We start from the raw sequence: 14518 nt of genomic DNA on the forward strand, positions 1-14518 counted from the left end.
TCGGTTGATCAAGCAGGCAATCCTGCGCAAGCTGAGGCCTTGGGCATGACTAACTTGAATGGTGGCACGCTCTTCAACGCTGAGTTCGGAATAAGACATAGGGCAGCACCGTACCGGAAAGGTCAGGTGTTGCACTCAGTTTTTGCCGCCGCCCTTCATCTAGTTTCTGAGGTTTGATGATTGAGCCCTCACAGCTCAAGCAGGTCGTAAAGTCACCAAGAAGATAGGAATCGCACTCCCCAACTTTAGTGCAACCACCGAGCAGCGTTGGGCGATATCGGAGGTGACCATTAGCGACCCGCTTCATCGTTTCAGCGCGCACATCAGCAATTTGAGCCTCCCCGCTTTCAAGGCGCTGACGCTGCTTATTGATGTAACTTCCAACGCCTCCAAAGAGAGGTATGTTTTCTCCCAGAACCTCCGTCAGAATGTCATAGGCGACACTCATCGGCATTCCCATCTGAAACTCATACGCCATGTGATTCTGGGGTAGAACGAACTCTTTCTTCTCCGAATCGTAATAGCCAAAGATAGTTTTGAGATTTTCAAAATTGTTGGCATAGTAGCGCGCCATCTGTAACGTCATGTGTTTGTACTGTTTCTTCAAGCTAGGCAGTGATATAAAGCCGCTACTGCTACCATAAAATGCCAGTGAGCGTCGAAACTGATGACTAGTTAAATTCCAAGGCATGCCAACGGCAAAAGAGTTTTCAGCAGAAAAATCTCTTCCTGGGTCGGTGGCCGCAAGCTCAGCCAAATCCGACTGTTCAATCAGAATTGATGTTGCCAGTGATTCAGGCTTTGCTTCGACCCTCCAAATCGTAACGCCAACCTCTATATCGCCTTTTCTCACAATGATTGATGGATTAAGGAAAAGCGGCATATCATTGACATCAGTCTTATAAATTTTTGAAAGACCTCGGCAGATTGCCTGCCCCACCTTGACCGCCTTAATTACGTCTTCAGTGGCAAGCCAAGCCTCGACTTGCCTGTACCCTTCAAATTTTGTCGTGGTGGATATAAGATCAACCATCCTTGCTCGATCTCGGACAACACCCCGACTATCCGTCGTATCAGGAACAACGACAGACTGTGAAAGACAATTATACGGAAGTCTCGCGACCTCTTGATCGCGCATCCCTGTATAGGTGTGGATAATAGTTTTAATAATATACTGGACCTTAGCTAACGCTAACGACAACCCCATTCGCTCTTTACAGATAAAATCCCCAGCAAAAACGCTATTCAACTGGTGCTGCGCAATAGCTTCCTCAAATATAGGCCGGACATCCCGCTTCGAAACCTTCATAGTGCAGCGTTGAAAATTGATACTTGTGCCGTAAACTCTATCCTCAAAGGAGGCAATAAACTCCTCAAGAGAATCAATACCAGAAAAAATCTGATCAACCCTATCACCGAGAATATTTATTATCTCAAGATAGATACGAGTTGGTATAACAGGGTGCTGCAATCCTTCCCTATACCCTTCCAATCCGAAATCCACATCAAAAACACCCTGAATTCGATACCCAAGGCGTTTCTCCCCTACCGAAACTAAGTGCCGCAGCAGCGCACGAAGCTTCTTGACCTTACTCTGACACATCTTACATTCCCTGAGGAAGGCAGCAAGATATACCGGAATAGTAAAAAGTTGCTGGAGTGACAACACCCCGACCATTTCTCTATCCCTCTGCGCATAACAATACCGAACGGCAGAGCGAAGAACAGTATAATACTGTAACAAAGAAGACGGGCTAAGCCGACCAATATGCCCCGCACTTACATAAAAAATAAGGCAGAAAAAAATATATTTTACTTCATTTATCAAGCGCCGCCGTTCAACGCCCTCACCATCCAACATGCCGTCAAACCGAAACAAATTAACTCTGTTCGCGCTAAGGCGATAAGGATTGAAATCCCACACATCATCCCCATAGACCGCTGTAGCATTCCCATCTCTATCGCGACACATCACAAAGCTATCAGGAGGGACGCCGTCCTCTTCATCATAAGGATCCGGTGGAACAGAGCCGACTCCCGCCACGCCAGAGAACAAATCACTAAAAAACGTAGAACTCAAAATACCACCCCCACCTTCTCATAACGTTGCAAGCGCCTCTCCCAAAAAGGCGTCAGATCGCCCAATTTTTGCACTCTGTACTTAACTTCAGCGACTAGGGTCGAACTCTCCTTTGAGCGCTCGGAGACAGCTTCAAGGATAAACTCAATGCGAATAGAAAGGTCCTTGAATAGCCTTTCGGCATGCTGTAAATCTGCGGTAGTTTTCCTCACTGCGTTAGCAACGTACTGAAGACTTAGGAGTTTGTGAACATCCTCTTCATCCGCATGACACATATAGTTCTCACAATAGAGGCACCCGTACTGCGTCTCGCAATTCGGTTGAATCGGCACTTCCTCGCGTGTTTGCACTGGATGATTGAAGTCTTCGCAGTGCCCTACAACAGTGGCAGCCTCCTCCTTGGCACCACGCTCTCGAACCACCTCCGCAGCCTTGCGCACAGCTTCCCAGTAGATACCGAACTCCTGCTCTTGCCGTTCCACCGTGGTTTCTGAGTAATTTGATGCATTCGTACGCTGTGAATGATTCAGCGACTCGGCTACTAATGATGGCGAAACTCTCAATTCATGTAAAACCAAACTCTTGAACTTTCTTACCGCAGATGCTGGGATATTCTTCGCATCAGGTGGCAAATACACTCCTCTAAGCCGCCTAAAAAATGCACTAGAAAAATTCTCGTTCAACTGACTATATTCTCCAGAATAGACCCCATCCTTACGCATTCTGAAGAAAAGATACTCGCAGCTCTGTCCGTTAAGCATCCATTGTCTTAGCTTCAAATAGGCTCTTAGCAACTGAAGCCCCTTTCTACCGATTGGATAGCGCGTCGTCCTTCCCTTCGCCCGAAACTTCACCGCCGTCAACTCTTTCTTTATCGCCGACCGCTCAATTTCAAGAGCTTCTGCATATTCAAACTGCACAAACTCGCTAGGATTTGCCCCTGTAATCAAAATAAAAAGACATGCATATGCACTGGCAGACATGGATGCCAAACGCATCCTTTGCTCATGCCGAAGATCCGTATTCGCTTCATCTATGGTTTTTTGCGTATCGCCAAGCGACCGGCGAATTATATCCAGCTTACTAACTCGTGCTCCACTAGCCATATATTCTTCTGGCGTAGCCACCCGTGCTTCCACGAGATTAAGGCAGTGAAGCCTCTTACCATTCGAATACGGGGTTAGCGTCGCGCCATAAATAGGGAAAACTACAGCCTCTAGACCTGAAAATTTAACCCGACAGGGGAATGGCTCCCCGCTCATGACAAAAGAACTAAATCGAGACGCAACATCAATGCAGACATTTATGTAGCTTTTTACATTATCTTCTCTCGGAGGCTCAGGGCTTTTCCGGTTCGCCTTAATACCAGGCACGCCTCTTGTAATATAATCAGCACCATCTTTGAAGTGAAGACCAATAAGAAGCTTAAATGCCCTCTGACGAGCAAAGCAACTGATTGGCTTTAACTTCCCCAGAGCCAAAATTTGATGCAGAAGAAATTCTCTAAATCCTTTGTATGCCACCCTAGCAGACTTTACATTGTCGAACGCGTCTACATGCCCACTGGCATCACACCAATCCAATACAAACTTAAAACTTTTAAACTCACCAAGGATGCTTCTATCTCTTAATCCACCAGTATTGAAATAATCACCAATGGTTCTTACCAGCATCCTCCGACCACTAATGAACGATCCAATAACAACTGGAACCCCTTCCCTGCATGACCTGACTCCCATGTACCTAACCGAATAGGCAAATGAACCTATATCAATAGGGCTTTTAATGGCACGAGGATCAAGCTTCAATCGCAAACGCTCTGGATACAGAAAATCTTGTCCTAGCTGAGACAAGGTGACCACATCCGTTTCACGGATAACCATTTGGTCCAAATCACTCATTAGCGCTCTCCAATCTCAGATCACTGTAGTCTCCGAATCCGAAAATCTCATCTTCGTAAAGCTCTTGAGCAGCCAACTTATCAGAGTGCAATCGAAAGAGCTTCAGATAATTCTCTGTCGTTTCTCGATTTGAATGATACAGGCGCCTCTGAACAAGTGAAACCTCCTCACCATATTGCAAGCGCCCCGACGCCAATAACGGCAGCAAATGCTGATACAACTGAAAAGCAAAGGTTGCCCTTAACCAATGATACGTAAAACCAAGAGGAAATTCTTTTGATGCATACTTAATCAATTTTCGTTTTATGGTTTCGGTCACCTGCCCCGTCGGCCTTGACTTAACCTCTAAATAACGCGGATCACTTTCCGCCATGTAATAGCAATTACCTTGATCAGATAGAAACACATACATATCGTCATCATTCAACGCTTCAAGACTGCTATGCTCTTTCTTTAATTTCTCGCGCAACAATCCCCGTCTCTTGACTGCCATAGGACTGCTAGCAAAAACCTTCAGGTCATCAGCCAGTTGCTTCGGTACATGAAGCATCTGAGGCTTATCGCGTTTGGTATCAATACCAGTCCCAGGCCCCACATGCAGATGGTATGTTTTGTCACGATGAAGATTGTCCTCTGTAAAACCCTCAAGGTGCTTCATACGTAAGGTCAGGACTGTCTGCTTCCGCGCGCCAGTCATCAATGCAACAAGAAGTATCAGTCGTTCCTGCTGCGACCAATTTCTCTCATCATCTATTATCGCCAACAACTCGGAAAGCTGTTCATTGGTGAGCGGTCTTAAATCTTCACCATCGTCACGGACAAAGCCAATGGGAACATTACTTTCCTTAGACGTTGGAAGCGTCTGGCTGCGCTTTTCAACTTCAATCATCCTGGCTCCGCGACCACTTTCCAGCAAGAGCCTAACTTTCTTTACCGTATCAACGCGCTCCATATCAATTTCATAGTGCCAATTCAACGAAACAAACTTAATGAAATCATATACGATATTTGTATATTGGTTAATTACCGCAGGAGACTTTCCGCCATCATCAATCAAATGCCTGAAATAGCGGTATGTTGGTCTAAGCGGTGGTCGCTTGCCGGAAAAGTCTTTCCAATCAATCTCCTGATCCTCACAGAACAACAGGTAGTCTAAGAGCCTGCTTGCAGTGCGACGGGCCTTGTCTGTCGGCCTAGTCCGTGCATGCTTATTTTTGACGAGGTTAAGAAGATATGAGTTCGCCTCGATCCACGGCAGACCGCAGCGATGGAACAACACAGGGAAGTTGTACACATCGCGCTCGCCGTTCTTGCTACCAAACTCATTGACCTGGAATAGTTCAATGGGTGGCTGAGTGGCTACCAAGAGCGTGGGGGTCGCTCCACGAGGTTTGTTAGAAACGTACAGATCAGCAAAAGCATCCCGCACTCGAGGGACAATGACCAGCCTGCCTGTATGAGCAGAGTTCTCGTATGACGACATGTGCACATCCGCCTCTCAATGCGTAGATGCGTCAATGTTCACAGTTACGAGATGAATATCAATCCTTTTTTGTCAATCCTTTTTTGTTAAGTGATTCAACCCAAGGGTCTAACTTATGGAATAGCTTGGGATACCGCCCCTTCAGATCCTTCTTCACCTCGGCGTAGGTACTGCGCCAGAAGTTCGCCAGATCCTGGGTCACCTGCACCGGCCGCCGCGCGGGCGACAGCAGGTGCAACTTCACCACCTGCCGCCCACCGGCAATGCGCGGGGTATCGGCAAGGCCAAACAATTCCTGCAAGCGCACCGCAAGAATCGGTGGTTGCTCACTGTAGTCCAGGCGCACCGATGAGCCCGAGGGTACTTTCAAATGATGGGGCGCCAGTTCGTCCAGGCGCTGGGGCAGCGGCCAGGGCAACAGGTTATGCAGGAAGCTGGAGATATCCAGGTGGGCGAAATGGCTCAAGCGCGAGACCTTGCCCAGGTACGGCATCAGCCACTGCTCCAGGCTGGCGAGCAAGGCGCTGTCGCTGACGTCGGGCCATTGGCCGGGTTGGCCGGCGTCCAACTGGCGCAGCAGCATGACACGGGCCTGCCACTGGCGCAGTTCCGGGGTCCAGGGCAGCAGTTCCAGGCCTTTGCGCCGCACCAGGTTGACCAGCGCCTGGCTGCGGGCAGATTCGTCGAGGCCGGTCAGCGCCTCGCGGCTGAGTACCAGTTCACCGACCTTGCGCTGGCGTTCGGCGCGCAACACGCCTTCGCGCTCGTCCCAATCCAAGTGGTCGAAACTGCGCACCTGTTCGGCCAACACCGAATCGAACAGCGCCGGGTCGAAGTCGGCGGCCAGGTAGATCCGCTCTTCACGCTGGCCCTGACGGCTGCCCAGGTCGGCGATCACCAGCCACGGTTGCTTCATCAGGCTGTCGGCTTCGGCAAACAGCGCTGCACGCCCGTTGGCCAGGCGATATTCAGCGCCCCCGGCGCGGCGCTGCTGGGCCACCCGGTCCGGGTAAGCCAGCGCCAGCAAGGCCCCCAGCCAGCGCGGATGCTCGGGATCGGCCACCGGTTGCGCAGCCTGCCCCCTTAGATAACCGCGATATTGCCGAGCCAGTTGCCTGGCCCGCTGTACGCCGCCTTGAGTGCCACGGGCGCGCTCTTCGCCAGACAACAACGCCAGGCGACTGTGCAAGTCCGCGCCCGCACCGCGCAAGATGTCGCGCTCACCCAGTAGCGCGGCGACATCACTCGCCATGCTCGCCAGCCCCAGGTCCTGCCCGCGCAACAACAAATGGGCGATGCGCGGGTGCGCCGGCAGGCTGGCCATTTTCTGCCCGTGGGCGGTCAGGCTCCCGTCCTTCAGCGCGCCCAAACGTTCGAGCAAGTCCTGGGCCTGGGCATAGGCGGCGGCGGGCGGCACATCGAGCCACACCAGTTGCGTCGGCGTCACGCCCCAGCGCGCCAGCTGCAGGGCCAGGCCGGCCAGGTCCGCCGAGAGGATCTCTGCGCTGCTATAGGCCGCCAGCCCTTCATGCTGGTCCTCGGACCACAACCGATAGCACACGCCCGGCTCCAACCGCCCGGCCCGCCCCGCGCGTTGCGTGGCACTGGCGCGGGAGATGCGCTGGGTGTCGAGGCGGCTCATGCCGCTGCCGGGGTCGAAACGCGGGACCCGCGCCAGCCCGGCATCGATCACCACCCGCACGCCATTGATGGTCAGGCTGGTCTCGGCAATGTTGGTGGCCAGCACCACCTTGCGCTTGCCCGCCGGCGCCGGGTCGATGGCCGCCCGCTGGGCGGCCAGGTCGAGTTCGCCATGCAACGGGCACAGCAGCACATCGCCGCGCTCACCCAGGGCATCCGCCAACTGTTGATGGACCCGGCGAATCTCCGCCTGCCCCGGCAGGAACACCAGCACGCTGCCGGTTTCGTCGTGCAGGGCTTCGAGGATGGTCTGCAGCACCCGCGGCTCGATAAATTCACCGGGCTGGAACGGCCGGCCCCAGCGCATCTGCACCGGGTACATGCGCCCTTCACTGCGCAGGATCGGCGCGTCGTCCAGCAGACCCGACAGGCGTTCGCCCTCAAGGGTGGCGGACATCAGGAGGATTTTCAGCGGCTGCTCGTCACGCAACAGCTCGCGGCCGTTGAGGCTCAGGGCCAGCGCCAGGTCGGCGTCGAGGCTGCGTTCGTGGAGATTGCCACTTGCACAAACTTATCAAAGATGTAAAAAATGTAGTTATTACAGTGGATTGAATGGATTTGTACGGATGGAAAACACTTTGACAATCATCAAGGAAATGCAGTGTTTGCCTTTCTATCCGATCACAGCGATCCCTCCTGACGTCCTGGAGCTCATGCAGCGTTCTTTCGATGCTTTAGCCACACGTTCCAATACAAAGGCTGGCAACCTCATTCCCGTTTTCGATGCCTACTGTCATGTGACCGCTACGCCCATCACCTACCTGTCACTTTCGAACGCGGGATTCGAAAAAGTCATCCAAGGCTTTTTGGGGGCCCTCGATGGCGACTCGCTAGTTCCCGTGGGATATCAAGCCAGGAGGGAGTACCAGCGGAGCTTCGTCAAGCTAATGATCAAGATGCGTGAAGAGATTCCGATGCTGCCGGAACTCACCACCGCAGACTGGCAACCTAAGCTCTACCAGCACGTGTGGCAGGAGATGCAACATCACCTGGATCCTATTGCTCTGCGGTACTGGAATGGCTGGACGGTTCAAGGCCGCAATGGAAAAAACGGGTACGTGCCCATTGCTTATTTGTGGAACTCTCATGGCCATGAGTTCGCTGAAAGTGTGTACGAACACTACAGCAACAACATGTCGAAAAAGTTGAGCCCATCCCATTCTGACTTCAATACATTTGTCTATTATCTCGCGAACAACGAAGAACGCTGGCCAATCTCGACATTCCAAAATCCAGTGGAAATCAGGCGACTATTCGTTGACTTCATGTTCCACAGTTTCACACAGGCATTAGAAAACGGTACAGACTTAGATAACCGAAGCCGCTCCTACTCAAAATTTGTATTCTCAATGGATGAGGTTTTTCTGCAATCCGGAATTTGGGCTAAGCCATTCTCGGGCGCTCTACCCAGGCCAATTTCAAAGTCGACGTCAGGTACAAAGACAAATACCAAACAGAAAGCTGACGGAACAGTTGTAAAGGACAAATTGATTACAGAAGTTCCTATGCACCTTACCGATAGCGAAGCTATCGAAATTCTGTTCAAAAACATCCATGAAGACAACGCGCTCGTTTTGAAATGGGCGAGACATCGACTGCAAAAAGCCAAAGAAGCATACGAGGCCTGCGTAGAGCGTGGGCAACGAGGAACTGTTATCACCGGTGGTAACAGCAACGCAAAAACTATCGACGAAGTTGGCGCAGAAAATATATGTGCGACCTTCCTAAAAAAAGGGATCACATATTTCAAGAACAACTTAAAGAGCATCCTGGGCAAAGCTCCCAAAGGCGAAGCCTATAAGCTTCTTGGCATTCCCAGCGTAGAGACCGTCTTCGCTCTACAGATGCTATTGATCCACGGACATCCAGATGTCACCGACGCGTTTTTCTTGGGCCTAGAACTTTATGATAAGCGAGGCGACCTAACAGCGCTCACAAAAACAGAGTCGGGCGCCTATCAATTGACCGGATATAAAGACAGGGCTGGCGGCCATAATAGTGAGAGAAAGATCCTGCTATCGGATGAAGAGACCGAGTGGGTACAGCTTACGCTTTCCATGAACCAAGTATTGCGAGACGAGCTTCGAGCAGCAGGTAACGACGAGTGGCGATATATGTTCCTTCACACCGCAGGACGATTTGCTACACCGTCTAAGCCAGAGTCCATTAAGCTGAATGATAAAACCATTAAGTTCAGACGTGAAATGGTTGAAGAGTTCATGGTTCTTGGAAATCGTAGCGACTTCGCGACCGTGCGCTTCATTTCTAGGCTGTCAGTCACAGCATTTCGCGCTTCCGCAGCCGTCGAGATCTTCCTGCGTGATCACGACGTTGAGGAGATGGCCAGGGCGTTGGGCCACAAGGGATACACCTCCACACTGCTTAGCAGCTACTTGCCAGAGCCCATCCTGGCCTTCTTCCAGACACGCTGGATCCGTCTGTTTCAGCGCGGGATTATCTGCCGCGCTATGAAAGACAGCCCGCGCCTGCTAGAAATCGCCCACTTCGCAAGCATGGAGGAGCTCCATAAATTCCTGGAAAACCACGCATTGCGGGAAATCCCGGAGCACTTGCAGAACCCTGACTATCTCAAGACGCCCGCAGCCGCAGCCAACGATTCTGATGCTGACAAGCCTGGCCAGGTGATCGTTTCGATCGATACCGGCGTGCTCACGGCCCTGCTGTCGCTAAAAGCCGCCGTTGTCGAAGCAACCAAGACAAACCCAACAGGCAGGCAGCTCTGCTCGAAGGCCATCTACTGGGCGCGCTTCACGGATCTGGTGGTCAAAGATATTGAGGAAGGCCTGGACAGCGACTTGATTGATCACCTCGAAGCCGCTCAACAGCACGCCAATGCCGCTCACATGGAAGACCTGATCTATGCAACTGCCTCCTGAGCTCGACTTCCTTGCCCCCTTCTTGGTTGAGGCCTCAGAGGCGTATCGCTACGCGTCTTGGCTGCTGAATGACTTCGACGCAGAGGTTTGGGAGTACAGCTTTGGCTACAAAAAGCCCAAGAACCTTGATTGGCGGGTGCAGTTGGGTGATGGAAGTCTGCTGACGGATGCCAAAAACCGAAATCTTCTGCTGGGCTTCAAGTACTACCTAACGTCCTGCACTCGTGACGATTCGGGCTATCTTCAGGAGACAAATGAAGTCCAGGGCCAGCAGCTTCAGCGCTTCTGTCATGCATGCCACATCCTGGATTACTTGCTGATTAATGGCAAACGCTACCGATTAGCAAAGTATGGCCTGGAAGGTCTTACTGCCGGAAACTTGATAGAGATTCTTGAAACGCTCGCTGACACTCCACTCATTGCGGAGTCGGTGTACAACTGGCGTGAACGGCTGCGAAATTACTGCCTGGAGCTTGTCGAAGCTACCAGCCCTATCGCATTGGCCGAACTGATTCAGGCCATGCCCCAAATTGCCGAGATTTCCGATGAGCAGCGTGTCGAAAATAACCTTGGGATTGCTTGTGAGCTGATTCCTAAAGTTCGCGCCGCGCTCTACCTTAAAGGTTTCTACCACAAGCAGGTGGGGGGCAACCAACCGAACACCACTCAGCTATCGCAGGAGATCTATCTAGAGACCCTTTGGGGGAAAAACCAACCCAAAGTGATGTATGACATCCTCATTTATAATGATGACTCATCGCAGTTTGATCGTGAGTTTCCAGGTGCGCCTGTAACCAGCGGCGCCCGAGAAAAAATGCGCGATTCTGCATACGTTACTTACCGGCGCGCGGTTTATCAGCTAGGCGTGCTTCATGAACTGGAGTTGCCAGCCCCCAGGGAAGAAGCCCTCATTAAGGCGGAAAAATTCCAGCCTGATCTGTCGACCATCGGGCGCTTCCGCACCCTTCCGTCCGAAATAGTCTTCACGGGACTGCGCCAGGCAATCGAGTTTCACCTCGACCATGGCCAGGAGCTTACCAGGGCGTTTTGCCGGATCGCGCTGGAGTGCCGCAAGCGCAAGGTTTCCCCGAGCGCCCTGACAGCATCAGAGGTTCAACAGCTGGTAGGGCCCAAGCTGGCAGCACTCGGTGTAAGCAAGCTCTGCTTGGCTATGAATTCGGTGAACAACGGGGCATACCAGAGCAATATCAAGGGCACCAAAGAATCCTATTTTGAGAGCCTGCGGGCCAATAATGGCCTCTATGAGCTTCTGGGCGTCTACGTAGGCTGCGTACAGCTGACTGTGGGAATCCTGATGGCACGCAGGGTCAGCGAGCTGTACGAGTTGAACGCCAAAGACTGCCTCGATGAGACCGAGGGATGGCTGCTGTTCCGGAACGCAAAAAGCACACGGCACTTGTTTGGCATGCGCCGCCGAGAGGCTAGGCCGATCGAGCCGATCGCAGCAGATATGATCAAGACACTCATTCGAATGCAGAAGGTGCTCCGTCGTATTGGCTACATCCCGAAACTTCAAAAGCTCTTTTCTGTTCCGAACTTCAAGGGTGCAGCGAAACTGACAGACTCCAGTGCCTACGTATACAACCGCAACCTGGATCTCTACTGCGACTATTTTGAGACCCCGCTGACGGCTAAGGGGGAACGACACTACTTCCGCCAGCATCAGATGCGCCGGTTCTTCGCGATGCTGTTCTTCTACTGCGGCAGCTTCGCCAAGCTCGATACGCTGCAATGGATGCTCGGACACACTGATCCGAAGCACGTATACCGCTACATCACGGAGTCGACTGATGGTGCAGTGCTGGCCAGCGCGAAAGCGCAGGCCGTGGCCGAGCAACTGCACCAAGGCAACTATGAGAACTTCATGGAGCTCACGCAGCTGCTGAAGGAACGCTACGGTACTGAAAAATTCACGTTGATCAGCACCCACGACCTGGAAGATCAAATTGTGGAGTTGATGCAGGAAGGCTGGGTCGAGATCGAGCCCGAGTTTTTCAGCGATCACGAAGGCAACAAATTCAAGATTGTGGCGCGCCTTAAGCGTGCTCCGGAGGCAGCATGAGCAAGGGCAAGGGGGTTTCACTGGCCGCACAGGCCGTGCCGTCGGTGCGTGGGCTGCACGCATTACTTGTTGAAGCTATCAAACGGCCTAAGCAGTACTATGCCGACCAGGAGCTTCTTAAAGCGCTGAAGAGCCAAGGTGGTATTGCGGCTCTAGAACGCATGGTAACCAGCGATCGTGGCGAATCCCTACAGATCATGGCCATGAGCCTGAACTCTCTGAAAACCTACGCCGAAAGTCACTTACCTGGCGGGTTCAAGGCCCTCAATGACCTAAGGCTCAAAGCGCTAGAAGCCCTTAAGATTGCGGAGAATCGTGAAGAGCGAGCCAACAAGCGCAGCCGCTCTGGCCTCACGCTGAAGGTTGCCGAACTGGAGCATGAGCTTCTGCTGCATCGCCAGACCAACATGCTCCTGCTTAAAGCGCTGGCAGAGTCCCACGATTGGTTTTTCAACATCCACAACGCCTCCTCCCACTTGCTGCGGGAAAAGGCGGCGCAGGATGCAGCTGAGAACCTAAGAGCGATCCTCAGCATGGCGATGCCACCCTTCAATACCCTGCACACTGTCGAAGCGCCGGCACCCTCCGCCGACGTGTCCAACATTGCCGATTACAGGAAGGGGTAGTCATGCAAGCCGTGACCAAGAAAAAGCTTCATTCTCTGCTCGGTGAGTTTACATTTTTCGGCCATTACTCTGTCGATCGATTCAGCACCAAAGAGGCGACGAACATGTCCTTCTTGTGTTGGCCGAACGGTTCGCCCTGCCTCATCGGCAACTTGTATCTTCAGACTTTGCTCAACAACCGAGGTCGCACACGCAATGGCCTTTCCCGGAGGGGGACGAAGGGGGGCTCGATGGCAGGCCATGCAGGGATGGTGGGACAGTTGCTGAAGCGGTGCTATCGGGATGGTATCGACCCGATCAACCTCACGGATCAAACCTTCACGGCTTACATTGTCGAAATCCGACTGGAGCCCGCTAAGTACAATCCAGCTCAGCCCAAGAAGACAGAAAATAGTGTGATTGCCACGGGCAAGGTGTGGCTCGATTTTTTGGTTTTTGTGGGCACCTTCTATCGTCACCCGAATTTCGTTTCAGAGAACGGCACCATCCGTGCGCGCGAGGAGACCTACTACATCAAAGTCCGGGGAGGCAGAAAAGTTCTAAAGTCCCATCTTTGGCACCACTCATTCGGGAAGCCTCACCGCGTGCGTCATCGCGACCCTGTGACCAGCGAGCAAATCCAGATGCTCAGGGCGGCCAATCGAAAAGACAAGGCCTCCGACTTCGTGAAAATGCGGCGGCTCACAATGATCGAAATGTTCACCGACCTTGGCCCACGGCGCGGCGAACTGACGAATTTGAAGGTGCAAGATGTCCGTAATGCGCTCGCGCTAGGCCTGGAGTCTCCGGTATTACGCCTGGATACCCTCAAGCGTGAGGAGGGTGCTGAGCGGTTTGTGCCCGTTCTTAGCCCGACGCTGCGGAAACTAGACCAGTTCATAGATGGCCCCCGGCGAAAGCTCATGCGTGATGTCTACAAAGGGGGTAAGGATCACGGATATCTGTTCGTCTGTTCGCGTACAGGCAAGCCCCTCAGCGATACTAACTTCTCTAACGAAATCCTACACCTTCGAAAGCTCGCAGGTATCGAGTCTCAAGTCTGCCCGCACATGTTCCGGCATGCCATGATCACTCGCCTCTTCACCCAGTTCATCGCACGGCATCAGCTGAACAACGCGGATGATTTTCGGCGTGCGCTTTTGGACACCGAAACCTTCAAAGCCGAGGTCGCCGAATGGACTGGTCACCTCGACCCAGACTCGGTGGAGAACTACATCCATCTCGCTTTCAGGGATCTGTCGGGCTACACCGAGACCCTTAGCTCAACGCACCTTACACTGGCTATGGACAAGTACTTCACACTCTCAAAAGACCTTGAGCAGCAGTTGGAAGAAGGTTTACCGGTAGCCGAATACCTCCGACTAAGGCAGGAACTTAAGGAACTGTACAAGCAAGACGCTGAGATCGCAGAGAAGCGCATTACGTCGCTGAAAAAGTGATAAGGCTGAGGCAGATGAAGCGATCTGCCAATAAGCCGCTCAGCGGCCTCCTGCTTGACCTAAAGCGCCAGATCCGTAGCAATACCAACTGTAGTGGTCAACTAATCCCGGACACGACGTTAAGTTTTTTCTCGGCCTGAGCCGGCGTTAGCCCGCCATTAAATTGATGAGGCCGTATCCATGCGGATTCCATGATCATCCGGACACCCATTCCACCGACATCCGGACACTAATTCCACAAGCATCCGGACACCGATTCCACGGCCATCCGGACACCTTCAGGCAGGCAGCAACGCAGGACTATTCAC

The 14518-nt window shown here is 52.5% G+C and carries 8 protein-coding genes and 1 pseudogene; 4 read left to right on the forward strand and 5 right to left on the reverse strand.

The window, feature by feature from the left end; genetic code table 11:
• The 5 genes and pseudogenes from BLL38_RS28620 to hrpB form a co-directional block, all read right to left on the reverse strand.
• The coding region (locus BLL38_RS28620) for a helix-turn-helix domain-containing protein (protein ID WP_130898222.1) at positions 1-99 on the reverse strand (99 nt) is incomplete at its 3' end.
• Positions 74-2080 carry an integrase gene (locus tag BLL38_RS28625; RefSeq protein ID WP_076965235.1) on the reverse strand — a complete coding sequence of 669 codons (2007 nt, stop codon included), beginning with the start codon at positions 2078-2080 and terminating at the stop codon, positions 74-76. The genes BLL38_RS28625 and BLL38_RS28620, both read right to left, overlap by 26 nt.
• On the reverse strand, positions 2077-3981 hold the full coding sequence (locus BLL38_RS31220) for a site-specific integrase (RefSeq protein WP_076965236.1): 1905 nt from the start codon (positions 3979-3981) through the stop codon (positions 2077-2079). The genes BLL38_RS28625 and BLL38_RS31220 overlap by 4 nt, the downstream gene beginning before the upstream one ends.
• Positions 3974-5464 carry a site-specific integrase gene (locus BLL38_RS28635; protein ID WP_060764147.1) on the reverse strand — a complete coding sequence of 497 codons (1491 nt, stop codon included), beginning with the start codon at positions 5462-5464 and terminating at the stop codon, positions 3974-3976. Before BLL38_RS28635 ends, BLL38_RS31220 begins: the two co-directional genes overlap by 8 nt.
• A gap of 58 nt (positions 5465-5522) precedes the next feature.
• Positions 5523-7655 (reverse strand): annotated as a pseudogene (gene hrpB, locus BLL38_RS28640) (ATP-dependent helicase HrpB); the annotation flags it as partial.
• A 76-nt stretch (positions 7656-7731) separates the two neighbouring features.
• Between hrpB and BLL38_RS28645 the strand changes: the two are divergent.
• From BLL38_RS28645 to BLL38_RS28660, 4 genes are read left to right on the forward strand one after another with little or no spacing between them, the layout of a single operon-like run.
• Positions 7732-10062 carry a hypothetical protein gene (locus tag BLL38_RS28645; RefSeq protein WP_076965237.1) on the forward strand — a complete coding sequence of 777 codons (2331 nt, stop codon included), beginning with the start codon at positions 7732-7734 and terminating at the stop codon, positions 10060-10062.
• Entirely contained in the window at positions 10046-12145 is a 2100-nt protein-coding gene (locus tag BLL38_RS28650) for a site-specific integrase (protein ID WP_076965238.1), read from the forward strand. Before BLL38_RS28645 ends, BLL38_RS28650 begins: the two co-directional genes overlap by 17 nt.
• Entirely contained in the window at positions 12142-12771 is a 630-nt protein-coding gene (locus BLL38_RS28655) for a hypothetical protein (RefSeq protein WP_076965239.1), read from the forward strand. Before BLL38_RS28650 ends, BLL38_RS28655 begins: the two co-directional genes overlap by 4 nt.
• A 2-nt stretch (positions 12772-12773) precedes the next feature.
• Positions 12774-14210: a tyrosine-type recombinase/integrase gene (locus tag BLL38_RS28660; protein WP_076965240.1), complete on the forward strand. Its 1437-nt coding sequence runs from the start codon at positions 12774-12776 to the stop codon at positions 14208-14210.
• The last annotated feature ends 308 nt before the right edge of the window (positions 14211-14518 follow it).

Origin of the sequence: Pseudomonas gessardii, from assembly GCF_001983165.1 — a bacterium.
Lineage (GTDB): Bacteria > Pseudomonadota > Gammaproteobacteria > Pseudomonadales > Pseudomonadaceae > Aquipseudomonas > Aquipseudomonas gessardii.

Excerpts from the sequence above, each read along its gene's own strand:
- BLL38_RS31220 (WP_076965236.1), bottom strand. The coding sequence starts at position 3,981 with ATGAGTGATTTGGACCAAATGGTTATCCGTGAAACGGATGTGGTCACC.
- BLL38_RS28635 (WP_060764147.1), bottom strand. The coding sequence starts at position 5,464 with ATGTCGTCATACGAGAACTCTGCTCATACAGGCAGGCTGGTCATTGTC.
- BLL38_RS28645 (WP_076965237.1), top strand. The coding sequence starts at position 7,732 with ATGGAAAACACTTTGACAATCATCAAGGAAATGCAGTGTTTGCCTTTC.
- BLL38_RS28650 (WP_076965238.1), top strand. The coding sequence starts at position 10,046 with ATGCAACTGCCTCCTGAGCTCGACTTCCTTGCCCCCTTCTTGGTTGAG.
- BLL38_RS28655 (WP_076965239.1), top strand. The coding sequence starts at position 12,142 with ATGAGCAAGGGCAAGGGGGTTTCACTGGCCGCACAGGCCGTGCCGTCG.
- BLL38_RS28660 (WP_076965240.1), top strand. The coding sequence starts at position 12,774 with ATGCAAGCCGTGACCAAGAAAAAGCTTCATTCTCTGCTCGGTGAGTTT.